The 25,186-nt window shown below is 71.3% G+C and carries 20 protein-coding genes; 5 read left to right on the top strand and 15 right to left on the bottom strand.

The genetic code is table 11. From position 1 onward, the window contains the following. Positions 1-24: 24 nt before the first annotated feature. The 5 genes from ACGFYN_RS06920 to hrcA all read right to left on the bottom strand — a co-directional run bounded on the left by ACGFYN_RS06920 (position 25) and on the right by hrcA (position 4,516). Complete coding sequence (locus ACGFYN_RS06920) at positions 25-417, bottom strand: VOC family protein (protein ID WP_393864691.1); 393 nt, start codon at positions 415-417, stop codon at positions 25-27. Positions 418-436: 19 nt separating this feature from the next. Then, complete coding sequence (locus ACGFYN_RS06915; protein WP_393864690.1) at positions 437-1,189, bottom strand: 16S rRNA (uracil(1498)-N(3))-methyltransferase; 753 nt, start codon at positions 1,187-1,189, stop codon at positions 437-439. Further along, positions 1,186-2,262 carry a nitronate monooxygenase gene (locus ACGFYN_RS06910; protein ID WP_393864689.1) on the bottom strand — a complete coding sequence of 359 codons (1,077 nt, stop codon included), beginning with the start codon at positions 2,260-2,262 and terminating at the stop codon, positions 1,186-1,188. Before ACGFYN_RS06910 ends, ACGFYN_RS06915 begins: the two co-directional genes overlap by 4 nt. Before the next feature lie 100 nt (positions 2,263-2,362). After that, the gene (gene dnaJ, locus ACGFYN_RS06905; protein ID WP_393864688.1) at positions 2,363-3,499 is read right to left on the bottom strand and encodes a molecular chaperone DnaJ; all 1,137 of its coding nucleotides are present in this window, start codon (positions 3,497-3,499) and stop codon (positions 2,363-2,365) included. Next, positions 3,500-4,516, bottom strand: coding sequence for a heat-inducible transcriptional repressor HrcA (gene hrcA / locus ACGFYN_RS06900; RefSeq protein WP_393864687.1), 1,017 nt, complete (start codon positions 4,514-4,516; stop codon positions 3,500-3,502). It abuts the gene before it with no gap. A 151-nt stretch (positions 4,517-4,667) separates the two neighbouring features. Between hrcA and ACGFYN_RS06895 the strand changes: the two genes are divergently transcribed. After that, the gene (locus ACGFYN_RS06895) at positions 4,668-5,396 is read left to right on the top strand and encodes an MBL fold metallo-hydrolase (protein ID WP_393864686.1); all 729 of its coding nucleotides are present in this window, start codon (positions 4,668-4,670) and stop codon (positions 5,394-5,396) included. Positions 5,397-5,430: 34 nt separating this feature from the next. Further along, positions 5,431-6,237 carry a DUF3097 domain-containing protein gene (locus ACGFYN_RS06890; RefSeq protein WP_393864685.1) on the top strand — a complete coding sequence of 269 codons (807 nt, stop codon included), beginning with the start codon at positions 5,431-5,433 and terminating at the stop codon, positions 6,235-6,237. Positions 6,238-6,258: 21 nt separating this feature from the next. Here the strand turns inward: ACGFYN_RS06890 and ACGFYN_RS06885 are convergent, their stop codons facing one another. The 3 genes from ACGFYN_RS06885 to ACGFYN_RS06875 are packed head-to-tail and all read right to left on the bottom strand — an operon-like array spanning position 6,259 to position 9,957. After that, positions 6,259-6,735, bottom strand: coding sequence for a hypothetical protein (locus ACGFYN_RS06885; protein WP_393864684.1), 477 nt, complete (start codon positions 6,733-6,735; stop codon positions 6,259-6,261). 26 nt (positions 6,736-6,761) lie between these two features. Beyond that, positions 6,762-7,994 carry a radical SAM family heme chaperone HemW gene (hemW, locus tag ACGFYN_RS06880; RefSeq protein WP_393864683.1) on the bottom strand — a complete coding sequence of 411 codons (1,233 nt, stop codon included), beginning with the start codon at positions 7,992-7,994 and terminating at the stop codon, positions 6,762-6,764. Positions 7,995-8,040: 46 nt separating this feature from the next. Then, complete coding sequence (locus tag ACGFYN_RS06875; RefSeq protein WP_393864682.1) at positions 8,041-9,957, bottom strand: SpoIIE family protein phosphatase; 1,917 nt, start codon at positions 9,955-9,957, stop codon at positions 8,041-8,043. A gap of 102 nt (positions 9,958-10,059) precedes the next feature. On the opposite strand from ACGFYN_RS06875, the gene ACGFYN_RS06870 reads away from it, so the two are divergent. Next, on the top strand, positions 10,060-14,211 hold the full coding sequence (locus ACGFYN_RS06870) for a HAMP domain-containing protein (RefSeq protein ID WP_393864681.1): 4,152 nt from the start codon (positions 10,060-10,062) through the stop codon (positions 14,209-14,211). A 12-nt stretch (positions 14,212-14,223) separates the two neighbouring features. Then, entirely contained in the window at positions 14,224-14,811 is a 588-nt protein-coding gene (locus ACGFYN_RS06865) for a two-component system response regulator (protein ID WP_393864680.1), read from the top strand. 14 nt (positions 14,812-14,825) lie between these two features. Here ACGFYN_RS06865 and ACGFYN_RS06860 read toward each other — a convergent pair whose 3' ends face one another. Further along, complete coding sequence (locus ACGFYN_RS06860) at positions 14,826-16,700, bottom strand: AMP-dependent synthetase/ligase (protein ID WP_393864679.1); 1,875 nt, start codon at positions 16,698-16,700, stop codon at positions 14,826-14,828. 249 nt (positions 16,701-16,949) lie between these two features. Next, on the bottom strand, positions 16,950-18,818 hold the full coding sequence (gene lepA, locus ACGFYN_RS06855; RefSeq protein WP_393864678.1) for a translation elongation factor 4: 1,869 nt from the start codon (positions 18,816-18,818) through the stop codon (positions 16,950-16,952). Positions 18,819-19,039: 221 nt separating this feature from the next. Between lepA and rpsT the strand changes: the two genes are divergently transcribed. After that, complete coding sequence (gene rpsT, locus ACGFYN_RS06850; RefSeq protein WP_393864677.1) at positions 19,040-19,306, top strand: 30S ribosomal protein S20; 267 nt, start codon at positions 19,040-19,042, stop codon at positions 19,304-19,306. Positions 19,307-19,615: 309 nt separating this feature from the next. Here rpsT and holA read toward each other — a convergent pair whose 3' ends face one another. The 5 genes from holA to ACGFYN_RS06825 all read right to left on the bottom strand — a co-directional run bounded on the left by holA (position 19,616) and on the right by ACGFYN_RS06825 (position 25,132). Continuing rightward, the gene (gene holA / locus ACGFYN_RS06845; RefSeq protein ID WP_393864676.1) at positions 19,616-20,605 is read right to left on the bottom strand and encodes a DNA polymerase III subunit delta; all 990 of its coding nucleotides are present in this window, start codon (positions 20,603-20,605) and stop codon (positions 19,616-19,618) included. 77 nt (positions 20,606-20,682) lie between these two features. Further along, entirely contained in the window at positions 20,683-20,928 is a 246-nt protein-coding gene (locus ACGFYN_RS06840; RefSeq protein WP_393864675.1) for a hypothetical protein, read from the bottom strand. A gap of 41 nt (positions 20,929-20,969) precedes the next feature. Continuing rightward, on the bottom strand, positions 20,970-21,851 hold the full coding sequence (locus ACGFYN_RS06835; RefSeq protein ID WP_393864674.1) for a YceI family protein: 882 nt from the start codon (positions 21,849-21,851) through the stop codon (positions 20,970-20,972). Positions 21,852-21,978: 127 nt separating this feature from the next. Next, positions 21,979-22,782, bottom strand: a complete 804-nt coding sequence (locus ACGFYN_RS06830) for an arylamine N-acetyltransferase (protein ID WP_393864673.1) — start codon at positions 22,780-22,782, stop codon at positions 21,979-21,981. Positions 22,783-22,786: 4 nt separating this feature from the next. After that, complete coding sequence (locus ACGFYN_RS06825) at positions 22,787-25,132, bottom strand: ComEC/Rec2 family competence protein (RefSeq protein ID WP_393864872.1); 2,346 nt, start codon at positions 25,130-25,132, stop codon at positions 22,787-22,789. Between the last annotated feature and the right edge of the window lie 54 nt (positions 25,133-25,186).

Here is a 25,186-nt window from a genome sequence, read left to right as displayed (position 1 = left end):
ACGAAAGCGCCCGTGCGCGCCGGTTCAGCCGCGCAGCAGCAGCCACTCCTGCAGCTCCACCAAGTTGCCCTCGGGGTCCTTGAGGTGGGCCACCCGCATGCGTTCCGTCATGGGGGACGGGCCGTGCAGGAGGGTCGCGCCGCGGGTGGCGATCTGCTCGCAGTAGGTGTCGAGGTCGTCGACCCGCAGGACCAGCAGGGAGCGGTGGCCCGTCGCCGTGTCGCCCAGCTCGTTCAGGACCTCGGCCATCATCGACCGGTCCTGCAGGGCGATCCCCGCCGAGCCGGTGGCCGGGCTGAACTTCTCGTACGGCCCCTCGGTCGCGCCCGACTGCGGCTTGAGGCCGAGGACCTCGCAGTAGAAGCGGTAGCAGGCGGCGAAGTCGCTGACGAGAAGCCTGACCTGGGCAAGTTCCACGATGTTCCCCCTGGGGCTTTCAGGACCAGCGGCCGGTACGGCCGAGGAGTAGAGCGGTCGCCGCGGTACCCGCGGTCGATGTACGCAGCACGCTACGCCCGAGCCGGTACGCCTTCGCGCCCGCCTCCTCGAAGAGCGCCAACTCCTGCTCGGAGACACCCCCTTCGGGGCCCACGACCAGCACGATCTCGCCCTCGGCGGGCAGTTCGGCGGTCGCCAGGGGCTCGCTGGTGTACGCGCGGTCCTCGTGCAGTACGGCGGCGAAGTCGGCTTTGGCCAGAAGTGCGGCAACCTGCTTGGTCGTTGCCGCGTCCGCGATCTCCGGGAAGCGCAGTCGGCGGGACTGCTTGCCCGCCTCGCGGGCCGTGGCACGCCACTTCGAGAGTGCCTTCAGGCCCCGCTCGCCCTTCCACTGGGTGATGCAGCGGGAGGCCGACCAGGGGACGATCGCGTCGACGCCGGTCTCGGTCATCGTCTCGACGGCCAGTTCACCGCGGTCGCCCTTGGGCAGGGCCTGGACGACGGTGACACGGGGCGCCGGCTCGGGCTCGAACGGCAGCTCGGAGAGCTCGACGAACAGCCGGTCCTTGCCCTCCGCCCGGACCACCGCGCCGGCCGCGCCCCGGCCCCGGCCGTCCGTCAGCACCACGCCCTCGCCGGGCTCGAGCCGCCGTACGGACACCGCGTGCCGTCCCTCGGGGCCGTCCAGTTCTACGACCGTCCCGGCCGTCACGCCCTCCAGCGAACCGATCACGAACACGGGCGCGGTCATCGCATGTCCCCCTTGGCCGACAACGCTGTCGCGGCCGCGTCGAGCTCGGCGGCGAGGACCTCCACCAGCTGACCGGCCGGAAGTTCGCGCGCCATGCGGTGGCCCTGGCCCGCCCACAGCGCCATGCCCTGCGCGTCGCCGGACGCGGCGGCCTTCTTGCGCAGCGGCGCGGTGAGGTGGTGGACCTCCGGGTAGGCGGCGGGGGCGTACGGGCCGTGCTCGCGCATGAAGCGGTTGACCAGGCCGCGGGCCGGGCGGCCGCTGAACGCACGGGTCAACTCCGTACGTACGAACAGGGGGTTGGTCAGCGCCTGCTTGTGGACGGCGTTCGCGCCGGACTCCGGGGTGGCGAGGAACGCCGTGCCGAGTTGGGCCGCGCTCGCGCCCGCCGCCAGCACCCCGGCGATCTGCCCGCCGCGCATGATGCCGCCGGCGGCGACGATAGGGATGCTCACCGTCTCGCGCACCTGGGCGACGAGGGACAGCAGGCCGATACCGGCGCCGTTGTTCTCCGGGCCGTCCCGGTGCGTGCCCTGGTGGCCGCCGGCCTCCACGCCCTGCGCCACGACCGCGTCGGCGCCGGCGCGCTCCACCGCGAGGGCCTCCTCCGCGGTCGTCGCGGCGACCAGGGTGAAGGTTCCGGCGCGGTGCAGGGAGTCGATCACCTCGCGGCTCGGCACACCGAAGTGGAAGGAGACCACCGGCACGGGGTTGTCGAGCAGCACGGCGAGCTTGGCGTCGAAGCCGTCGTCGCGGCCGGTGTCCGGGTCGCCGAGCTCGGTCTCGTACCAGGCGGCCTCGCCGGCCAGCTGGTGGGCGTAGATCTCGACCGCGCCGGGGTCGGCGTGGTCGGGCTGCGGCAGGAACAGGTTCACGCCGAAGGGGCGGGTGGTCAGCCCGCGGAGCTGCTTGATCTCCTGGTACATGCCGTCGGCCGTCTTGTACCCGGCGGCCAGGAACCCCAGCCCGCCCGCCTCGGACACGGCCTGCGCGAGATGGGGTACGGAGACGCCGCCCGCCATGGGGGCCTGCACGATCGGATGACGGAAGAGATCGGTCAGCGCGGAGGACATGACGGCATGTTGTCACGTCCTCCGAACAAGTCCGAATCCACCCGTCCCCTTCACATGGGCCGCCCGCGCCCTTCGTACGGGCGGCCGTGACGCGTGTGACTCAGCGTCCGTTGAAGGCGTCCTTCAGCCGCGAGAACAGTCCCTGCTGACCCGGCTGGAACTGCCCTGTCGGGCGCTCCTCGCCGCGGAGCTTGGCCAGTTCGCGCAGGAGGCGCTCCTGGTCGGGGTCGAGCTTGTTGGGGGTCTGGACCTCGACGTGCACGATGAGGTCGCCGCGGCCGCCGCCCCGCAGATGCGTCACGCCCCGGCTGTGCAGCGGGATCGACTGGCCGGACTGGGTACCGGGCCGGATGTCGACCTCCTCCATGCCGTCCAGCGTCTCCAGCGGGACCTTGGTGCCGAGGGACGCCGCCGTCATCGGGATCGTGACCGTGCAGTGCAGGTCGTCGCCGCGCCGCTGGAACGTCGAGTGCGGCAGCTCGTGGATCTCGACGTAGAGATCGCCTGCGGGGCCGCCGCCGGGGCCGACCTCGCCCTCGCCCGCGAGCTGGATGCGGGTGCCGTTGTCCACACCGGCGGGGATCTTGACCGTGAGCGTACGGCGGGAGCGGACCCGGCCGTCGCCCGCGCACTCCGGGCAGGGGCTGGGCACCACGGTGCCGAAGCCCTGGCACTGCGGGCACGGCCGCGAGGTCATGACCTGGCCCAGGAAGGACCGGGTGACCTGCGAGACCTCACCGCGGCCGCGGCACATGTCGCAGGTCTGGGCGGTGGTGCCCGGCGCCGCGCCCTCACCGCTGCAGGTGGAGCAGACGATCGCCGTGTCGACCTGGATGTCCTTGGTCGTGCCGAAGGCCGCCTCGTCGAGCTCGATCTCCAGCCGGATCATGGCGTCCTGGCCGCGGCGGGTGCGCGAGCGCGGACCGCGCTGCGACGCCGTGCCGAAGAAGGCGTCCATGATGTCGGAGAAGTTGCCGAAGCCACCGGCGCCGAAACCGCCCGCGCCCGCGCCGCCCGCCTGCGAGAGCGGGTCGCCGCCGAGGTCGTAGACCTGCTTCTTCTGCGGGTCCGACAGCACCTCGTAGGCGGCGTTGATCTCCTTGAACCGCTCCTGGGTCTTCGGGTCCGGATTGACGTCCGGGTGCAGCTCGCGCGCGAGCCGCCGGAAGGCCTTCTTGATCTCTTCCTGCGACGCGTCGCGGCGCACGCCTAGAACGGCGTAGTAGTCCGTGGCCACTTACGACTCCGCCAGGATCTGTCCGACGTACCGTGCCACTGCGCGTACCGCTCCCATCGTTCCCGGGTAGTCCATGCGGGTCGGTCCGACCACGCCGAGCTTGGCGACTGCCTCGCCGCCCGAACCGTAGCCCACCGACACCACAGAAGTGGAGTTGAGTCCCTCATAGGCGTTCTCGTGCCCGATGCGCACCGTCATGCCCGAATCCCCCGCCTCTCCAAGCAACTTGAGGAGCACGACCTGCTCCTCCAGCGCCTCCAGGACGGGGCGGATGGTGAGGGGGAAGTCATGCCCGAAGCGGGTCAGATTGGCGGTGCCGCCGATCATCAGCCGCTCCTCGTTCTCCTCGACGAGTGTCTCCAGGAGGGTGGAGAGCACCGTCGAGACCGTACCCCGGTCCTCGACGTCGAAGCCCTCGGGGAGGTCCTCGACCAGTCGCGGGACGTCCGCGAAGCGGCGGCCCGCGACCTTGCTGTTCAGCCGCGCCCGCAGATCCGCCAGCGAGGCCTCCCCGAACGGCGCCGGGCAGTCGACCATGCGCTGCTCCACCCGGCCGGTGTCGGTGATCAGCACGAGCATCACGCGCGCGGGAGCGAGCGAGAGCAGCTCCACGTGCCGCACCGTCGAGCGGGTCAGCGAGGGGTACTGCACGACGGCGACCTGCCGGGTCAGCTGCGCGAGCAGCCGCACGGTCCGCGCCACGACGTCGTCCAGGTCGACGGCGCCGTCGAGGAAGTTCTGGATGGCCCGCCGCTCGGGCCCGGTCATCGGCTTGACTCCGGCGAGCTTGTCGACGAACAGCCGGTAGCCCTTGTCGGTCGGGATGCGCCCGGCGCTGGTGTGCGGCTGGGCGATGTACCCCTCGTCCTCCAGGGCCGCCATGTCGTTGCGCACGGTGGCCGGGGAGACTCCGAGGCCGTGCCGCTCGGTCAGGGCCTTGGAGCCCACCGGCTCCTCGGTGCCGACGTAGTCCTGGACGATGGCGCGCAGGACCTGGAGCCGTCGTTCACTCAGCATCGCGCACACCTCCAGAAAGTCGTCCCCGGGCGCTTCGCCTGGCACTCTGTCCGTCCGAGTGCCAGAGTTCCCCGGCCCAGTGTACGGCGGTGGGGTACGCCCCGGGCAAGGCAGTCCCGGCCGGACCGGCTTGTACCGCTAGCGTCGCCGTATGACGGTGACTTGGGAAGAGCTCGGGTGGGAGCGGGTGGCGGCCGGGGTCGGGCGCTGCCGGCTTCCGCGCTGGGACTGCACGGCCGGGCTGGTCGTCGGCGAGGGCATGGCGCTCTTGGTCGACGCGGGCTCCAGCCTCGCGGAGGGCACGCGGCTGCGCACCGAGGCGCAGGAGCTCGCCGGCCACCGTGTGACCCATCTCGCCCTCACGCATCCGCACTTCGACCACGTCTTCGGGGCGGCGGCGTTCGCGGGCACCGAGGTGTACGGCGCGGTGGGCATGGACGCGCTCTTCGAGGCACGGCACGCGCGCGAGGAGCTGCGGTCCGACGCGGTGGGCAACGGCCTGGACGCGCACGCCGCCGAGGAGGCGGTGGACGCGCTGCCCGCTCCCCGGCACCACGTCTCCGGCGAGTGGACCCTCGACCTGGGCGGCGGCCGGCAGGTCCTGCTGGCGAACGTGGGCCCGGGCCACACGGCCCACGACCTGGTGGTGCTGGTGCCGGGCTCGCCCGAGGTGGTCTTCTGCGGCGACCTGGTCGAGGAGTCCGGCGAGCCGCAGGCCGGTTCCGACGCCGTGCCGTCGCACTGGCCGGCCGCGCTCGACCGGCTGCTCGCGCTGGGCGGCGAGGACGCGCTGTACGTGCCCGGTCACGGAGCGGTGGTGGACGCGCGGTTCGTGCGGGCTCAGCGGGACGAGCTGGCGGCGCGTTTCGGCGTGTCGTGACCGCCGCCCGGCCGGTTCTCCTATCGTCATCCGAATGCGCCAGTACTCCGCCGACCTCACCCCGCCGTGGAAGAAGCCCAAGCCGGTGCCGGAGGTCGCGGCCGAGCCGGGTCTGGTGGTCGAGGAGCCCGGCACCGGTTTCTGCGGCGCGGTGATCCGCTGCGAGGCGGGCACGGTGACGCTGGAGGACCGCTTCGGCAAGCACCGGGTGTTCCCGCTGGAGCCGCGCGGGTTTCTGCTGGAGGGCCGGGTGGTGACGCTGGTACGCCCGTCCTCGGGCCCGGTCCGCCCCACCCGTACGGCATCCGGTTCGGTCGCCGTCCCGGGCGCACGCGCGCGTATGGCGCGCGCCGGACGCATCTACGTCGAGGGCCGGCACGACGCGGAACTGGTCGAGAAGGTGTGGGGCGACGACCTGCGCGTCGAGGGCGTGGTCGTGGAGTACCTGGGCGGCGTCGACGACCTGCCGTCGATCGTGGCCGAGTTCGACCCCGGCGCGGACGCCCGGCTCGGCGTCCTGGTCGACCACCTGGTGCCGGGGACGAAGGAGTGGCGCATCGCCGAGTCGGTGAGCAGCGAGCACGCCCTGATCGTCGGACACCCGTACATCGACATCTGGGAGGCGGTGAAGCCGGCCGCCCTCGGCATCGGGTCCTGGCCGCGCGTCCCGCACGGACAGGACTGGAAGACGGGTGTGTGCCGCGCGCTGGGCTGGCCCTCGGAGAACACCGGCGCGGTGTGGCAGGCGATCCTGAAGCGGGTGGGCTCCTACAAGGACCTGGAGCCGGAGCTGCTCGGCCGGGTCGAGGAACTGATCGACTTCGTCACGGCCCCGGCCTGACGGTACGGGGTCCCGCGGCTCCTACGGCCGGGGCTCCTGCCCGGACAGCAGCTTCCGCGGGGCCCAGCGCCGCAGGGCGCTCCCGCGCTCCAGGTGGCAGAAGGTGATGTCGATGCTCTGCGCGGGGCTCCCGTCGCGGACATGCAGCCGCAGCACATGCCGTGCACCTCTGCCCGAACCCACGCGTCGGATACCGATCCCGGCCAGGGAGTCCCAGGGGACCGGCACCACCTCACCCCGCCGATGCCACCGCAATCCGGTGGCATCGAAGGCGACGCCGTCGCCACGCTCCCGCCAGGCCCGCCGGAACACCCACACGCCGATCGGACCGGCCGCCAGGAAAACCCTGTCGGCCGGGTCGCCGCCCTCGATCACGGAGCGCAGCCCGAACCAGCACAGGACACCGAACATCACGAAGACCGGCACCGCCGGCAGCAGTTGCCGCCGCCCCGGCCGCACCACGCTCGCGTTCCCGCTCGGCCCGTCGTCGAGGATCACGGCCGCGCAATCCAGCCGAGCACGGCTCAGTCCACCAGATCCCTGACCACGGCGTCCGCCAGCAGCCGCCCGCGCAGTGTCAGCACGGCCCGGCCCTCTTCGTACGGCGCCTTCTGCAGCAGCTCGTCGGACAGGGCGCGGCGGGCTGCCTCGAGGCCGTCAGGCCGGAGCAGGTCCAGCGGCACGCCCTCCCGCAGCCGCAGCTCCAGCAGGATGCGTTCCACCCGGCGGTCCTCGTCCGTCAGGAGCTCGCGGCCGGCACCCGGGGATCGGCCCTGCGCGAGTGCCGCCGCGTACGCGCCGGGGTGCTTCACGTTCCACCAGCGCACCCCGCCGACGTGCGAGTGCGCGCCGGGGCCCGCGCCCCACCAGTCGGCGCCGCGCCAGTACAGCTCGTTGTGCAGGCAGCGGGCCTCGGGAGCGGTGGCCCAGTTGGAGACCTCGTACCAGTCGAAGCCGGCCGCGGACAGGACGTCCTCCGCGATCAGGTACCGGTCCGCGTGGGCGTCGTCGTCCGTCATCGGGATCTCGCCGCGGCGGATGCGCCGGGCCAGCTGGGTGCCCTCCTCGACGATCAGGGCGTACGCCGACACATGGTCCGGGCCCGCGCCGATCGCCGCCTCCAGCGACGCCCGCCAGTCGTCGTCGGACTCCCCCGGGGTGCCGTAGATCAGGTCCAGGTTGACGTGCTCGAAGCCGGCCGCGCGGGCCTCCGACACGCACGCCTCCGGTCGGCCCGGGGTGTGGGTGCGGTCCAGGATCTTCAGTACGTGCTGCTTGGCGCTCTGCATGCCGAAGGAGATCCGGTTGAAGCCGCCCTCGCGCAGGGCCGCCAGATAGGCCGGGTCGACCGACTCCGGGTTCGCCTCCGTCGTGACCTCCGCGTCCGGCGCGAGGCCGAACTCGTCGCGGATCGCGCCCAGCATCCGTACGAGATCGCCCGCGGCCAGCAGCGTGGGCGTGCCGCCGCCCACGAAGACCGTGCGGACCGCGCGCGGGTCGTCGCCCAGGACCTTGCGGGCCAGGCGGACCTCGTCGACCAGGGTGTCCGCGTAGTTCTCGCGGGAGGCGAGGACGCCGCCCGTGCCGCGCAGCTCGGTGGCGGTGTAGGTGTTGAAGTCGCAGTAGCCGCAGCGGGTCGCGCAGTACGGGACGTGCAGATAGAACCCGAGGGGGCGGTCGGCGGCCCCGGCGAGCGCGGACACGGGGAGGGCGCCGTCGGCGGGGACCGGCTCGCCGTCGGGAAGTGCGGAAGGCATGCCCTCCATTGTCCAGCACCCCGGCGGGACCGGTCCCCGCGCCCGCTCACACCGCCTGCAGCACCAGCAGCGCCAGGTCGTCCTCCGGCGGCTTCCCTCCGAACTCGTGCACAAGCCGCCGGATGCGCTCCGCGATCAGCTGCGCGCTCAGGCCCGCGCACCCGGCGAGGACGTCCGCGAGCCCGTCGGCGTCGTCGAACATGCGGGAGCCGTCGCGGCGCTCGGTCACCCCGTCCGTGACGCACAGCAGGCTGTCGCCCTGCCGCAGCTCGAAGGTCTCGCTGGTGTACGTCTCGTCCTCGACGACCCCGAGGAGGGTCTGCGGGCGCGCGGCCGCACGGACGTCCCCCTGCGCACCGAGCAGCAGCGGGAGCGGATGTCCTGCGGAGGCGAGGTCGCAGCGGATGCCCCCGTCGAAGGGCGTCAGCTCGCCGTAGAGGAGGGACAGAAAACGGGTCTGCGGGCCGTCGCCGGGGGCGGGCGGCCTGACCAGGGCGCGGGCGGCGGCGTCCGCGGCCTCCGTGGCGTCGTCGAGGAGCAGCCGGTTGAGGCGGTCGAGGACGTCGGCGACGCGGTAGCCCTCGCGCGCGAGCAGGCGCAGCCAGGGGCGGGCCAGGCCGATGACCACGGCGGCCTCCGGGCCCTTGCCCTGGACGTCGCCGACGGCGAAGCACCAGCGGCCGTCGCCGGCCGGGAAGAGGTCGTAGAAGTCGCCGCTGGGGCCGCCTTTGTCGCACGGCTCGTAGACGAGGGCGCTGCGCACGCCGGGGATCTCCGCGACGGCGGCGGGCAGCAGCCCGCGCTGGAGCACCTGGCTGATGGTGGCCTGGCGGGCGTACTGCCGTGCCGCGCCGATGGCGAGCGCCACCCGGCGGCTGAGGTCCTCGATCAGCCCGGTGACCTCGTCGGGGAAGCGCAGCAGCCCGGCCCGTCCGATGACGAGCGTGCCGAGCGGTCGGCCGCCCGCGATCAGGCGGTAGGCGAGCGCCGTGCCGTGCTCGTCGCGCACCCCGAGCGCCTCGCCGGGCCAGGGGTGCGGCACGGGCCCGGACCGTAACGTGTCGGCCGGGTGCGGCGGGTCCTTCTCCAGCGCCCGGCGCAGCTCCTCCATACGGTTCTCGCTGCCGTGCCAGACCCGCGCGAGCCGGGGGCCGGCCCCGATCGTGCCGTCGGCCCAGCCGCGGCCCATGGCCTCGTCCTCCAGCCACACCGCGCACCAGTCCGCGAGCCGCGGCACGATGAGCTGCCCCGTGAGCGCGGCGACCAGGTTCTCGTCGAGCTGCCCGGCGAGCAGGTCGGAGGCCTCGGCGAGGAAGGACAGGGCGCCCCGGTGCAGCCAGTCCCGGTCGCGCTCGGCGCGCTGCGGGTCGGGCGCGAGGATCTCCGCGGCGCGCAGTCCGCGCTCCAGGGCGAGCCGGCCGCCGTACGCCTCCGGACCGGCGGCCGTGCACGCCTCGGCGGTCAGCCGTGCCCACACCGTCTTGGTGCCCTTGCGGAAGGTGACGCCCCAGGATTCCGCGAGCGTGGCGACGAGGCGCAGTCCGCGGCCGTACTCCGGTGTCTCGTACGGCCCTTCGGCCTCGGAGTCCCGGGGCGCGCGGGAGGGGTGGTGGTCGGCGACCTCCACGACCAGGGCCCGCCCGTCCTGTTCCAGCCGGCACTCCAGCACGACCTCGGTGCCCGCGTGCACGACGGCGTTGGTGACGAGTTCGCTGACGACGAGCACGGCGTCGTCGACGAGACGGTCGGTGAGGTGGTCGGTGCCGGGCAGACGGGCCTCGGTCCATTCGGCGGCCGCGGCCCGGACGAGCGCGCGGGCGGACCCGGGCGCGAGGGGGCTTCCGGGGAGCGTCGTGCCCGTCCGCGCGCTGGGTTCCGCGCCCCCGGGTACGGTCGAACGCCCATGCGCCGGCGCCCCGCAGGCACAGGGAGCGGTCTCCCGTTGCGTCGGAATGGCCCCCATGGATTGCTCCCCGAGCGGTTCGGACGAATACGCCTCAGTCGATGCCGACAGAGTGACAGACTGGCCACGCCCATAAGCGCCGAGTTACCGAAGTGGGCCGCCATGAGTGAGAACAGTGCTACACGTGCGCTCGAAGACGGACAAAAAGCGGAACAAGTCCGAGCTTCGGAGCTGCGCCCGCTGCTCGCCGCGATGATCGCGGCCCGGGACGGTGACTTCACGAAGGTTCCCGAGACGGGCCACGGCATCGTGGCCGAACTGACGGCGGTCTACAACCAGATCTCGGACCGGAGCACGCATTTCAACGGGGAAGTGCAGCGCGTGAAGCGCGAGTTGGTGCGCTACGGGCGGCTCGACGAGCGGGTCTCGGCCAGTCCGGGCCTGGGCGCGTGGACGTCCCGGGTCGACGACGTCAACCAGATCCTCGATGCCCTGGTGGCCCCGGCGGCCAACGCCACGCGGGTGCTGGACGCGGTGGCCGGCGGCGACCTCACCCAGCGGGTCGACCTGCACGACGGCAGCCGGCAGTTACGCGGTGACCTGCGGCGGCTGGGCCGTGCGGTGAACAAGATGGTCGACCAGCTGTCGCTGTTCACGGGCGAGGTGACCCGGGTCGCGCGGGAGGTGGGCACGGAGGGGCGGCTCGGCGGGCGGGCCAAGGTGACCGGACTTTCCGGCAGTTGGCGGGCCGTGACCGAGGCCGTCAACACGATGGCGTCCCGGCTGACCGCCCAGGTGCGTGACATCGCGCTGGTGACGACGGCCGTGGCCCGCGGCGACCTGACCCGTACGGTCACGGTCGAGGCGACCGGTGAACTGCTCGAACTGAAGCTGACCGTGAACACGATGGTCGACCAGCTCTCCGCCTTCGCCGACGAGGTGACCCGGGTCGCGCGCGAGGTGGGCACCGAGGGTCAGCTCGGCGGCCGGGCCCAGGTGCGGGGTGTGTCGGGCGTCTGGAAGGACCTCACCGACAACGTCAACTTCATGGCCTCGAACCTCACTTCGCAGGTCCGCAACATCGCCCAGGTGACCACCGCCGTCGCCAACGGCGACCTGAGCCAGAAGATCACCGTCGACGCCCAGGGCGAGATCCTGGAGCTGAAGTCGACGATCAACACGATGGTCGACCAGCTCTCCGCCTTCGCCGACGAGGTCACCCGCGTCGCCCGCGAGGTCGGCACCGAGGGAAACCTCGGCGGCCGGGCCCAGGTGCGGGGCGTCTCCGGCGTCTGGAAGGACCTCACCGACAACGTCAACTTCATGGCGGACAACCTCACTTCGCAGGTCCGCAACATCGCGCTCGTCTCCACCGCGGTCGCCCAGGGCGACCTCGGCAAGAAGATCACCGTCGAGGCCAAGGGCGAGATCCTGGAGCTGAAGTCGACGATCAACACGATGGTCGACCAGCTCTCCGCCTTCGCCGACGAGGTCACCCGCGTCGCCCGCGAGGTCGGCACCGAGGGAAACCTCGGCGGCCAGGCCCAGGTGCGAGGCGTCTCCGGCGTCTGGAAGGACCTCACCGACAACGTCAACTTCATGGCGCTGAACCTGACGTCGCAGGTCCGCAATATCGCCCAGGTGACGACGGCCGTCGCCAACGGCAACCTCTCGAAGAAGATCACCGTCGACGCGCGCGGCGAGATCCTGGAGCTCAAGGACACCGTCAACACGATGGTGGAGCAGCTGCGCGCGTTCGCGGACGAGGTGACCCGCGTGGCCCGCGAGGTCGGCACCGACGGACGACTGGGTGGTCGCGCCCAGGTGCTCGGGGTCTCCGGCGTGTGGAGCGACCTGACCGACAACGTCAACTACATGGCGGACAACCTGACGTCGCAGGTCCGCAACATCGCCCAGGTGACCACCGCCGTCGCCAACGGCGACCTCTCCAAGAAGATCGACGTGGACGCCCGCGGCGAGATCCTGGAGCTGAAGACCGCCATCAACACCATGGTCGACACGCTCTCCTCCTTCTCCTCCGAGGTCACCCGCGTCGCCCGCGAGGTCGGCTCCGAGGGCCAACTCGGCGGCCAGGCACGGGTGGAGGGTGTCTACGGCACCTGGAAGCGCCTGACGACGAACGTGAACGAGCTGGCGTCGAACCTGACCACCCAGGTCCGCGCGATCGCCGAGGTCGCCTCCGCCGTGGCCCAGGGCGACATGTCCCGCTCGATCACGGTCGAGACGCGCGGCGAGGTCGCCGAGCTGAAGGACAACATCAACCTGATGGTGTCCAACCTCCGTGAGACGACCCGCGCGAAGGACTGGCTGGAATCCAACCTGGCCCGTCTCGCCGCCCTGATGCAGGGTCACCGCGACCTGATGGAGGTCGCCGACCTGCTGCTGCGCGAGCTGACCCCGCTGGTGAACGCCCAGTACGGCGCGTTCTTCCTGGCCGACCCGGGCGAGGACAGCACCTCGCTGCGCACCTCGGTGCCCGCGAAGGGGCTCGCGTTCATCGCCGGGTACGGCTCGGCACAGGGCGCGACCGTCGAGACCGGCGGCCTCCCGGTGCACGGCCTGGTGCAGCAGGCGGCCCGGGAGAAGAAGCGGATCCTCGTGGAGGAGGCCCCGCCGGACTACATCAAGATCAACAGCGGGCTCGGCGAGGCGGCGCCGGCGAGTGTCGTCATCATCCCGATCCTCTTCGAGGACAAGCTCCTCGGTGTGATCGAGCTGGCGTCCTTCTCCCGCTTCTCCGACGTACACCTGGCGTTCTTCGACCAGTTCGTGAACACCATCGCCGTCGCCATCAACACGATCATCGCCAACTCCCGTACGGAGTCCCTGCTCGGCGAGTCCCAGCGGCTGGCCATGCAGCTCCAGGAACGCTCCGACGAACTCCAGATGCAGCAGGCCGAGTTGCAGCGCTCGAACGCCGAACTGGAGGAGAAGGCAGCCCTGCTGGCGACGTCCTCCCAGTACAAGTCGGAGTTCCTGGCGAACATGTCGCACGAGCTGCGCACCCCGCTCAACTCGCTGCTCATCCTGGCCCGGCTGCTGTCCGACAACCCGGACGGCCATCTCACCGACCAGGAGGTGCAGTTCGCGACCACCATCCACCGCTCGGGCTCGGACCTGCTCCAGCTGATCAACGACATCCTGGACCTGTCGAAGATCGAGGCCGGCCGGATGGACGTACGCCCGAAGAAGCTGCCGCTGATCAAACTGCTCGACTACGTCCACGCCACCTTCCGCCCGCTCACCGTCGACCGGGGGCTCGCCTTCGAGGTGACGGTCGGCGAGAACGTGCCGCGCGAGATGTACTCGGACGAGCAGCGGCTCCAGCAGATCCTGCGCAACCTGCTGTCCAACGCGATCAAGTTCACCGCGACGGGTCGCGTCGAGCTGCGGGTGAGCCGGATCAAGAACGTCGAGCACCTCAGCGTCCACGACGGGGACGACGTGATCGCCTTCTCGGTCTCCGACACGGGCATCGGCATCGCGGCCGAGAAGCTGCCGGTGATCTTCGAGGCGTTCCAGCAGGCCGACGGCACCACCAACCGCAAGTACGGCGGCACCGGCCTCGGCCTGTCCATCAGCCGGGAGATCGCGGGACTGCTCGGCGGACGTATCGTCGCCGAGAGCGAGCCGGGCAAGGGGTCCACGTTCACGCTGTACGTGCCCGTCGTCAGCCCTGGCCACGCGGCGACCGGTCCGGTCGCCGAGGAGCGCTCGCTGCCGGTGCCCCAGCAGCTGTCGACCGAGCCGTTCACCGCTTCGCACGACGCGGACGACTCCTGGCCGACGCCCACCAAACTCGAGGCGTGGAAGACCGGCCGGGCCGGTCAAGTGCTGCCCGGACGAAGGGTGTTGATCGTCGACGACGACATCCGCAACGTCTTCGCCCTCACCCATGTCCTCGGCCGGGTCGGCATGCCCGTCCTGTACGCGGAGAACGGCCGCGAGGGCATCGAGACCCTGGAACGCAATCCGGATGTCGAACTCGTCCTGATGGACATCATGATGCCGGAGATGGACGGCTACGAGACCATCGCCGCCATCCGCCGCACCCCCCGCTGGACCGGCCTGCCGATCGTCGCCCTCACCGCGAAGGCGATGCCCGGGGACCGGGAGAAGTCCATCGCACGGGGCGCGAACGACTACGTACCGAAGCCGGTGGACGTCGATCTCCTGCTGACGGTCGTGTGCGCACTGCTGGATCCAGAAGGCGTGGACGACACCATCGCGACCGTTGCAACAGAACCCGGCGCGATAGGGGAAGCCGCGGTTCCGCCGACGACCGAATCATGAGGCACAGTCACCATGAGCGCTGAGGCAACGACCGACGAGCGCGCCAGCATCCTCCTCGTGGACGACATGGAGGACAACCTGATCGCACTGGAGGCCGTCCTGGGGTCCCTCAACGAGCCGCTGGTACGCGCGCGTTCGGGCGAAGAGGCGATGAAGGCGCTGCTGCGGCAGCACTTCGCCCTCGTCCTGCTCGACGTGCGCATGCCCGGCATGGACGGATTCGAGACGGCCGCGAACATCAAGCGGCTCGACCAGACCAAGGACGTCCCGATCATCTTCCTGACCGGCGCGGACGACGACTCGGGCTACGCCTTCCGCGGCTACGCCACGGGAGCCGCGGACTATCTGACCAAGCCCTTCGACCCGTGGGTGCTCAGGGCGAAGGTCACCGTCTTCCTCGACCTCCACCGCAAGAACCTCCAGCTGGGGCGTCTGCTCGCGCAGGAGCAGGCGGACACCAGGGCGGACCACGGGGGGGTGGGGGCCAGACTGGCGGAACTGGAGGCGGACCTGGACGGCGAGGATCCCCCGGACCAAGACACGGTGCGTGCCCGGATCCGGGAGATCCGTCAGCTGGTGAACAGGGGACGCCCGGGCTGACCCCTGCTCCTCGGCTACGCCTCCCGCGTACCGGCGTACATCTCGTCGATCAGGTGCTTGTACTCCCGCTCCACGACCGGCCGCTTCAGCTTCAGGCTCGGCGTGATCTCACCGTGCTCCACATCGAGGTCCCGCGGCAGCAGCCGGAACTTCTTGATGGTCTGCCAGCGCTGGAGCCCCTCGTTGAGCTCCTTCACATAGCCCTCGATGAGCGCGACCGTGGCGGGCGCGGCGACGATCTCGGCGTAGGACCTGCCCTCCAGCCCGTTGTCCTTGGCCCACTCGAGAAGCGACGGCTCGTCCAGCGCGATCAGCGCCGTGCAGAAGTTCCGGTCGGCGCCGTGCACCAGGATGTTGGACACGTACGGGCACACGGCCTTGAACTGGCCCTCGACCTCGGCCGGCGCGATGTACTTTCCGCCGGACGTCTTGATGAGGTCCTTCTTGCGGTCGGTGATGCGCAGGTAGCCGTCCGGGGACAGCTCGCCGATGTCGCCGGTGTGGAACCAGCCGTCCGACTCCAGCACCTCGGCGGTCTTCTCGGGCAGCCCGTGGTAGCCCTCCATGATGCCGGGGCCGCGCAGCAGGATCTCGCCGTCGTCCGCGATGCGCACCTCGGTGCCGGGCAGCGGCTTGCCGACCGTGCCGGTGCGGTACGCCTCGCCGGGGTTCACGAAGGAGGCGGCCGAGGACTCCGTGAGGCCGTAGCCCTCCAGGATGTGGATGCCGGCGCCGGCGAAGAAGTAGCCGATCTCCGGGGCGAGCGCGGCCGAGCCGGAGACGCAGGCGCGCAGGTTCCCGCCGAACGCCTCGCGGATCTTGGCGAAGACGAGGGCGTCGGCCACCTTGTGCTTGGCGGCGAGCCCGAACGGGACGGACGCCGTGCCGGTGCGCCGGAAGTTGTCCTGGGAGGCCTTGGCGTACTCGCGGGCGACCTCCGCGGCCCACTGGAAGATCTTGTACTTGGCGCCGCCGCCGGCCTTCGCCTTGGCCGCGACCCCGTTGTAGACCTTCTCGAAGATGCGCGGGACGGCCGCCATGTACGTCGGCTGCACGATCGGCAGATTCTCGATGATCTTGTCCACGCGGCCGTCGACGGCGGTGACGTGGCCGACCTCGATCTGGCCGGAGGTGAGCACCTTGCCGAAGACGTGCGCGAGCGGCAGCCACAGGTACTGCACGTCCTCCGCACCGACCAGCCCGGTCGCGGCGATCGCCTTCGCCATGTACGACCAGTTGTCGTGCGGCAGGCGCACGCCCTTGGGGCGGCCGGTCGTGCCGGAGGTGTAGATGAGGGTGGCGAGCTGGTCCCTGCCGATCGCGCCGACCCGCTCCCTGATCAGGTCGGGGTCCTTCTCCAGCCGGGCGGCGCCACGGGCCTCGAGCTCGGAGAGGGTCAGCACCCAGTCGCTCGTCTCGACACCGGCCGGGTCGATCACCACGACGTGCGTGAGGGCGGGCAGCTCGCCGCGCTTGTCGACCGCCTTGGCGGCCTGGGCCGCGTCCTCCGCGATCAGCACCCGGCTCTCGGAGTCGGCGAGGATGAACGCCGACTCGTCGGAGTTGGTCTGCGGGTAGATGGTGGTCGTGGCCGCGCCGGCGCACATGATGCCGAGGTCGGCGAGGAGCCACTCGACCCGGGTCGAGGAGGCGAGCGCGACGCGCTGCTCGGGCAGCACGCCCAGCTCGATCAGGCCGGCCGCGATCGCGTAGACCCGCTCGGCGGCCTGCGCCCAGCTCAGCGACTTCCACTCGTCGGGGCCGTCACCGGAGACCGGTGCCACCGGGTAGCGGTATGCCTCGGCGTCCGGTGTGGCGGCAACGCGTTCCAGGAAGAGAGTCGCCACGCTCGGCGGACGGTTCTCGATCAGTGTCTGTGTGTCGCTCACGACATCCTCCGGGGCCCGCGGCAGTGCGGCTGGCTCAGTGCGGCTGGTTTCACTCGCGGCGGTTGTTTAACTCGCGAGTAACTATGGAGCAGAGATCAGAGTAGAGCCCGACCGGCCGGTTCGTAAGAGGCGGCGGCCTGTCACTTCGTACAGAGAGCGACGTTACGCACGCGTAGGGGCCCGCCGCATTTTCGTACGACGAGCCCCTGTTGTGTCCGGTTTGACGACGCGACCGGTCGTTACCTCTGGTTACTTCTTGGCCTTGCCCGACCCCGCGCTGTCATCGCTGGAGAGCACCGCGATGAACGCCTCCTGCGGAACCTCCACGGAACCCACCATCTTCATTCGCTTCTTGCCCTCCTTCTGCTTCTCGAGCAGCTTGCGCTTACGGGAGATGTCACCGCCGTAGCACTTGGCGAGCACATCCTTGCGGATGGCGCGGATGGTCTCGCGGGCGATCACCCGGGAGCCGATGGCGGCCTGGATGGGCACCTCGAAGGCCTGCCGCGGAATGAGCTCGCGCAGCTTGGCGACGAGCCGCACACCGTAGGCGTAGGCCGCGTCCTTGTGCGTGATCGCGGAGAAGGCGTCGACCTTGTCGCCGTGCAGCAGGATGTCGACCTTGACCAGGCTGGAGGTCTGCTCGCCGGTGGGCTCGTAGTCCAGCGACGCGTAGCCGCGCGTCTTCGACTTCAGCTGGTCGAAGAAGTCGAAGACGATCTCCGCGAGCGGAAGCGTGTAGCGGATCTCGACACGGTCCTCCGAGAGGTAGTCCATGCCGAGCAGGGTGCCGCGCCGGGTCTGGCACAGCTCCATGATCGACCCGATGAACTCGGTGGGCGCGAGGATCGTGGCGCGTACGACGGGCTCGTACACGTCGTTGATCTTGCCCTCGGGGAACTCGCTCGGGTTGGTGACCGTGTGCTCGCTGCCGTCCTCCATGAGCACGCGGTAGACCACGTTGGGCGCGGTGGCGATCAGGTCGAGGCCGAACTCGCGCTCCAGGCGCTCGCGGATCACGTCGAGGTGGAGCAGGCCCAGGAAGCCGACGCGGAAGCCGAAGCCGAGGGCGGCGGAGGTCTCCGGCTCGTAGACCAGCGCGGCGTCGTTGAGCTGGAGCTTGTCGAGGGCCTCGCGCAGCTCCGGGTAGTCGGAGCCGTCCAGCGGATACAGACCGGAGAAGACCATGGGCTTGGGGTCCTTGTAGCCGCCGAGCGCCTCGGTGGCCCCCTTGTGCTGGCTGGTGACGGTGTCACCGACCTTGGACTGGCGGACGTCCTTCACACCGGTGATGAGGTAGCCCACCTCGCCGACCCCGAGCCCGTCCGCGGAGAGCATCTCCGGCGAGTTCGTGCCGATCTCCAGCAGCTCGTGGGTGGCACCGGTCGACATCATTTTGATGCGCTCGCGCCTGTTGAGCTGGCCGTCGATGACACGGACGTACGTGACGACGCCGCGGTAGGAGTCGTAGACGGAGTCGAAGATCATCGCGCGGGCCGGGGCGTCCGCGACGCCGACCGGCGCCGGGATCTCCGCCACCACCTTGTCGAGCAGCGCGTCGACGCCGACACCGGTCTTCGCGGAGACCCGGAGCACGTCGGAGGGGTCGCAGCCGACCAGGTTGGCGAGCTCCTCGGCGAACTTCTCGGGCTGCGCGGCCGGCAGGTCGATCTTGTTCAGCACGGGGATGATCGTGAGGTCGTTCTCCATCGCCAGGTAGAGGTTGGCGAGAGTCTGGGCCTCGATGCCCTGGGCCGCGTCGACGAGGAGGACGGTGCCCTCGCAGGCGGCCAGCGACCGCGAGACCTCGTACGTGAAGTCGACGTGCCCCGGGGTGTCGATCATGTTGAGGATGTGCGTGTGGTTCTTGTCGTGGGTGGGAGCCCACGGCAGGCGCACCGCCTGGGACTTGATCGTGATGCCGCGCTCGCGCTCGATGTCCATCCGGTCGAGGTACTGAGCACGCATCTGCCGCTGCTCGACGACGCCGGTCAGCTGGAGCATCCGGTCGGCGAGCGTGGACTTGCCGTGGTCGATGTGCGCGATGATGCAGAAATTGCGGATCAGAGCCGGGTCGGTACGGCTCGGCTCGGGCACATTGTTAGGGGTCGCGGGCACGCAGGGTCCTGTCTCTTGAGGCGCCTTATGCCTCGGGTCGGATCGTTACGTAGGCTCCATCGTCCCATGGGCGGGGACCTGGGACCGTTTTGGGCCACGGGCCGGGCCACTGGTAGCCTGGGTGGCTGTGCCTCATGCCCTCTCAGCGCGAGGCGCACTCAAGAAATCACCTGGCACGGGCCGCGTGCGGTCCTGTGCCTGAACCTGAAAAGGCTCAATCAGTGGCGAACATCAAGTCCCAGATCAAGCGGATCAAGACCAACGAGAAGGCCCGGCTGCGCAACAAGGCCGTCAAGTCTTCCCTGAAGACCGCGATCCGCAAGGCCCGTGAGGCCGCTGCCGCGGGTGACCGCGAGAAGGCCGTCGAGTACCAGCGCGCTGCCGCGCGCCAGCTCGACAAGGCCGTCTCCAAGGGTGTCATCCACAAGAACCAGGCCGCCAACAAGAAGTCGGCGCTTGCTCAGAAGGTCGCGTCCGTCGAGGGCTGACATCTCTCCGATCTGATCGCCGGAAGGACCCAGAGCGGGCCCTCTCTCATCCGCTCCCGACCGGCCCCCCAGAGCCTGTACGCGGCCTGCGTTCGCCACGCGGGTACGGGCTCGAACGAGCAACCCGAGGACCCCGGTGTCCCGCCCTTCCCCAGGGCGGGGGCCGGGGTTTTTGGCGTGTGGGGTGGCGGAGGCCCTCGGCATGTACGGGCGCGCCGGGAGGCGGTGCCCCCGGACAGCGGCGAAGGGGTGGCAGGCCCCTGAAGTGGGGTGGGCGAGGGCGGTGGGGTGGAGCGTCGGGCGGTGGGGTCAGGTGCGGCCTCGTGAGCGGGCCGCGCGGGCGATCGTCACGACCGCCTTCTCCAGGGCGTAGTCCGGGTCGTCGCCGCCGCCCTTGACGCCCGCGTCCGCCTCGGCCACCGCCCGGAGCGCGACGGACACCCCGTCCGGCGTCCACCCCCGCATCTGCTGCCGCACCCGGTCGATCTTCCACGGCGGCATCCCGAGCTCCCGCGCGAGATCCGCCGGCCGCCCTCCGCGGGCGGAGGACAGCTTGCCGATCGCCCGCACCCCCTGCGCGAGCGCACTGGTGATCAGCACGGGCGCGACGCCGGTCGACAGCGCCCACCGCAGCGCCTCCAGCGCCTCGGCCGCCCGCCCCTCCACCGCCCGGTCGGCGACCTCGAAGCTCGACGCCTCGGCCCGGCCGGTGTAGTACCGCCCGACGACCGCGCCGTCGATGGTCCCCTCCACGTCGGCGACCAGCTGGGAGACGGCGGACGCCAGCTCCCGCAGATCGCTGCCGATGGCGTCGACCAGCGACTGGCAGGCCTCGGGCGTGGCCGACCGCCCGGCGGCCCGGAACTCCCCGCGCACGAAGGCCAGCCGGTCCGCCGGCTTGGTCATCTTCGGGCAGGCCACCTCCCGGGCACCCACCTTGCGCGCGGCGTCGAGCAGCCCCTTGCCCTTGGCTCCTCCCGCGTGCAGCAGCACGAGGGTGATCTCCTCGGCGGGCGACCCCAGATACGCCTTCACGTCCTTGACCGTGTCGGCCGAAAGATCCTGGGAGTTCCGTACGACCACGACTTTGCGCTCCGCGAAGAGCGAGGGACTGGTGAGCTCGGCGAGCGTGCCGGGCTGCAACTGGTCCGACGTCAGGTCACGTACGTCCGTGTCGGCGTCGGCGGCCCTCGCGGCGGCCACCACCTCCTGCACGGCACGGTCGAGCAGGAGGTCCTCCTGGCCCACGGCAAGCGTCACCGGGGCGAGAGGGTCGTCATTCGCAGTCTTCCTGGCCATCGCGTAAAGCATGGCACGGCCCACTGACAACAAGGCCGGCACGGCCGCACCCACGGGGCGGCGCTCCCCTCGGAGAGCTACGGCTCCTCGCGCCAGCCGTCCCACTCCCCCGCGAACGCGTCCAGCTCCACGGGGTCCAGCCGCCCGTTCTCGTCGCTGAGCACGACCAGCCACTGCGCGTCCTCGGCGTCATCCTCGCCCGCCAGCGCGTCCCGCACCAGCTGCGGCTCCTCGGCGACCCCGAACCGCTCCCCCAGCGCCTCGGCCACCTCTTCCGCGGCATCGCGGTCGGGCAGCACCAGCACATGTCTCACATCGCTCACGAGCTCATTCTCCGGCACCCTCGCCGGAGGCAGGACGCAGGTCAGCCCTTGCGCACGATCTGCACGTCGAGTTCGACGCGGATGCTCGGCCCGACCACCGCGATCCCCCGCGCCAGCATCGTCTGCCAGCTGACCGTGAAGTCGTCCCGGTGCAGCTCCGTGGTGGCCCGGCAGGCCGCCCGCACCTCGCCCTCCATGCCGTTGCCGAGCCCGAGGTACTCCATGTCCAGCGTGACCGTCCGCGTCACGCCGTGCAGCGACAGCGCCCCCGTGACCGCCCACCGGTTCCCGCCTCTGTGCACGAACCGGTCGCTGTAGAACTCCAGCGTCGGAAAGCGCTCCACGTCCAGGAAGTCCGCGGATCGCAGATGGTCGTCGCGCATCCTGACGTTCGTGTCGATGGAGGCCGCGTCCATCACCACATGCATCGCCGACTGCTCCACCGGCTCGCTGATCCGCACCGCCCCGGCGAAGGAGTTGAACCGGCCGTGGATCCGCGCCAGCCCGATGTGCCGCGCGGTGAACCCGATCGAGGAGTGCGTCGGCTCGACCTCCCAGTCACCCGCCGGCGGCAGCTGCGGCGGCCGCGCGACCTGGAGCATCACATCGCCCAGCGAGGAGAGCGTGTCCTCCGCGACGGTCGCGCCGGCACGGTAGGGCGTGAAGCCCTCGGCCGACACCGCGAGCCGGTACTGGCCCGCGGGCACCGTCGTCACGAACGACCCGTAGGGATCCGTCTCCCCGCCGACCACCTTGCGCCCCATGGCGTCGCTGACCGTGAACTCGGCATGCGGCACCGGGTCGTTGACCGAATCCAGCACCCGGCAGCTCAGCACGCCGGCACTCGGCGGGGTCGTCACCGCCGCCAGGGGACTCGTCCGTTGCACCCTGCTCGATCGGTTTCCCAGCCAGCGGCCGAACATCTACGCCACCCCAAGTGCTCCTCGGCATCATTGGTTTACGAAGAAATATTCGATCACCGTTGCGGCTTTCGAGGCAAATCGGGATGCCTACGCACGAGTAGCGACAACTGGCCCCCTGTGAACCGAATCAGGAGTCCCTGTGCGGATTTCGCGCGGTCGGCACACGGTCCAGCGCGATCCCGAACCGCTCCCGGTACACCCCGAGCACCTCCTCGTCGGTGCCCAACTCCCGCTCCTCCCGCGCCCCGTCGGCCTCCGTCACCTTGAAGGTCCGCCCGCTGAGCGTGATCCTCCCTCCGTCCTCCGTCACCCTTGAGCACACCAGCGACTGCACGAAGTGCGACCTGGGCGAGGTGCTGTGCCACCACGCCCCGGCCACGAAGTCGCCGAGCTCGCGCGGCCGCAGCTCCAGCCGGTACTGCGGCCTGCCGTTCAGCACCACGTCCAGGTCCGGTCCCGCCTCGACGATCCGGAACACTCCGCCCGGGTCCTTCTGCTCACCCCGGTCCGCGAACGCCAGCGGATAGTGGCTGTGTGCCCCGAAGCCCACGTCCGCCAGCCACTCGGCCCCGTCCGCCGTCCGCACCCGCAGCGCGAGATGGTCGTACGGGATCCCGAGCCGGCCTCCGTCCCCGTGCACCCGCGCGGCGAGCCGGGTGACCTCGAAGCCGAGCGCGCCGAGCAACACCGCGAACAAGCCGTTGAGTTCGTAGCAGAACCCGCCCCGCCGCGCCCCCACCACCTTGTCCACCAGCCGGTCCTCCTCCAGCACGATCTCCTCGCCGAGGTGGATCGAGAGGTTCTCGAAGGGCACGGTCCGCAGATGGCGCAGATGCAGATCGCGGAGTACGTCGGTGGTGGGCGCGGTCGGCCACCCTTCGGGCCCGATTCCCAGGCGGAGGAGGTAGCCGTCGATCTCTCGGATATGCATGCCCTCAGTCTGTCGCCACTCGCAGCTCCTTGCCCGCTCCCGCGACAGCGAGCGCTCCGTCCCGGTCGGTCCGCAGCACCACCGCACCCTCGGCCCGCAGCGCCGCGACCGTGCTCGGAGCCGGGTGACCGTACGGGTTGTCCTGCCCGCAGGAGATCAACGCCAGCCGCGGCGCCACCCTGCGTATCAGCTCCGGGTCCTGGTACGCCGAACCGTGATGGGCCACCTTGAGCACGTCCACTCCGGCCAGCAGCGCCCCCTGCGGCGACCTCAACAGCTCCTGCTGGGCCGGGGGTTCGAGATCTCCGAGCAGCAGGAACCGCAGTCCTGCCGATCTGACCAGCAGGGCGACGCTGGCGTCGTTCGGCCCGTCCGGATCCGGTGCCGGACGCGGCGGAGGCCACAGCACCCGCCAGCTCAGCGCGCCGGTACGCCGCTGCTCCCCCGCCGTGGCCCGAGTGAGCGGGATGTGCCGGGCCGCAGCCTCCTTCCGTACGAACTGCGCCTGGTCCGCGGGCTCTTCGAAGCCCGTGGTCTCGATCGCCCCCACCGAGCGCCCGCGCAGCACACCGGGCAGCCCGGCCACATGGTCGGCGTGGAAGTGGGTCAGCACGATCAGCGGGATCCTGGTGATGCCGAGCGTGCGCAGACAGTGGTCGACCAGTGCCGGATCGGGTCCGGCGTCCACCACGACGCCGCTGCCGTCCCCCGCCGCGAGCACGGTCGCGTCGCCCTGCCCCACGTCGCACATCGCCAGCCGCCACCCCGGAGGCGGCCAGCCCGTGATCACCCTGGTCAGCGGCGCTGGCTGCACGACGACGAGCACCAGCAGCACCCCGCAGACCGCACACAGCCAGGGATGTCTCAGCAGCCGCCGGCCGACCGTGAGGACGACCAGCGTGACGAGGGCGAGCAGCGCCGCCCCGGTCCAGCTGCCCGGCCAGTCCACTCCCCCGCCCGGCAGCGCGGCCCCCGTGCGGGCGATGTCCGCGATCCAGCCCGCGGGCCAACTCGCGCACCACGCGCACACTTTGGCCAACGGCATCAGCACCGGCGCCGTCGCCAGCGACGCGAATCCGAGCACCGTGGCCGGCGCCACCGCGAGCTCCGCGAGCAGATTGCACGGCACCGCCACCAGGCTCACCCGGGCCGACAGCACGGCCACGACCGGCGCGCACAGCACCTGCGCGGCGGCGGCCGCGGCCAGCCCTTCGGCGAGCCTCGGCGGCACCCGGCGCCGCCGCAGCGCCTCGCTCCAGCGCGGAGCGAGCGTGAGCAGGGCACCGGTGGCCAGCACGGACAGCAGGAAGCCGTAACTCCGGGCCAGCCAGGGGTCGTACAGCACCAGCAGCAGGACCGCGGTCGCCAGGGCAGGGACGAGCGACCTGCGGCGGCCGGTCGCCAGGGCCAGCAGTACGACGCTGCCGCAGGCCGCGGCCCGCAGCACACTCGGATCGGGGCGGCACACGACCACGAAGCCGAGCGTGAGCGCGCCGCCGAGCACAGCGGTCGTCCGCAGCGGGATGCCGAGCCGGGGCGCCAGCCCCCGCCGCTCCACCAGCTGGGCCATGCCCGGCGGCCCGATGAGCAGGGCGAGGATGATGGTGAGGTTGCTTCCGGACACCGCGAGCAGGTGCGCCAGGTCGGTCTCCTTGAAGGCCGCGTCCAGCTCCGGGGTGATCCGCGAGGTGTCCCCGACGACCAGTCCGGGCAGCAGCGCACGCGCATCCGCGGTCAGCCCGTCCGTGGCCTCCCGCAGCCCGGCCCGCAATCGGCCGGCGAACCGCTGCACCCCCGACGGCCCTGCCACCACCTCCGGCACGGCCTGCCCCCGCACCCGCAGCACCCCCGCGATCCGGTCGCCACCGACGGCGGCGGGCGCCGATCGGGCGTGGATGCGCAGGCGCGTGGAGGGCAGCAACTCGAGCCAGGGTGACGGCTTTTCGGCAGCGCTCACCGGGCCGGTGCCGCCCGGCCCCACGGCGGACGTTCCCGTCCGCGTCCCCACGTCGACGATCACCAGCACCGGCGCCCGTGTGACCACCGCTGTCCCGTCCGCCTCCTCCACGCGCCGTACCTCCGCGTCCATCAGCACGGAGGGCGGCATGGCACGGTCGCCCCTGATCCGGGGCCGCGTGAGCCGGGGGTCGGAGGTGATCTCGACCTCGGCGGTCACAAAGGCGTACTGCCGCGCCAGCCCGGGCACCGGCCCGCGCCGCACATCGGCCCCGTGCGACCCCGCGGAGACCGCGGCCCCGGCGACACAGAGCAGCACGGCGGCGACCGGGAGGCGGCGCCGGCGTTCCGGTCCGGAGGACCGCCAAGGCCCGCGTCCCGGCCCGGACGACAGCCGAGGCCCACGTTCCGGCCCGGACGACGACCGAGGCCCGCATGCCGGCCCGGA

The organism is Streptomyces sp. NPDC048419, from assembly GCF_043200415.1.
Taxonomy (GTDB): Bacteria; Actinomycetota; Actinomycetes; order Streptomycetales; family Streptomycetaceae; genus Streptomyces.
The sequence above is the reverse complement of the archived record's forward strand: the minus strand, read 5'-3'. Positions and strand labels throughout refer to the sequence as shown.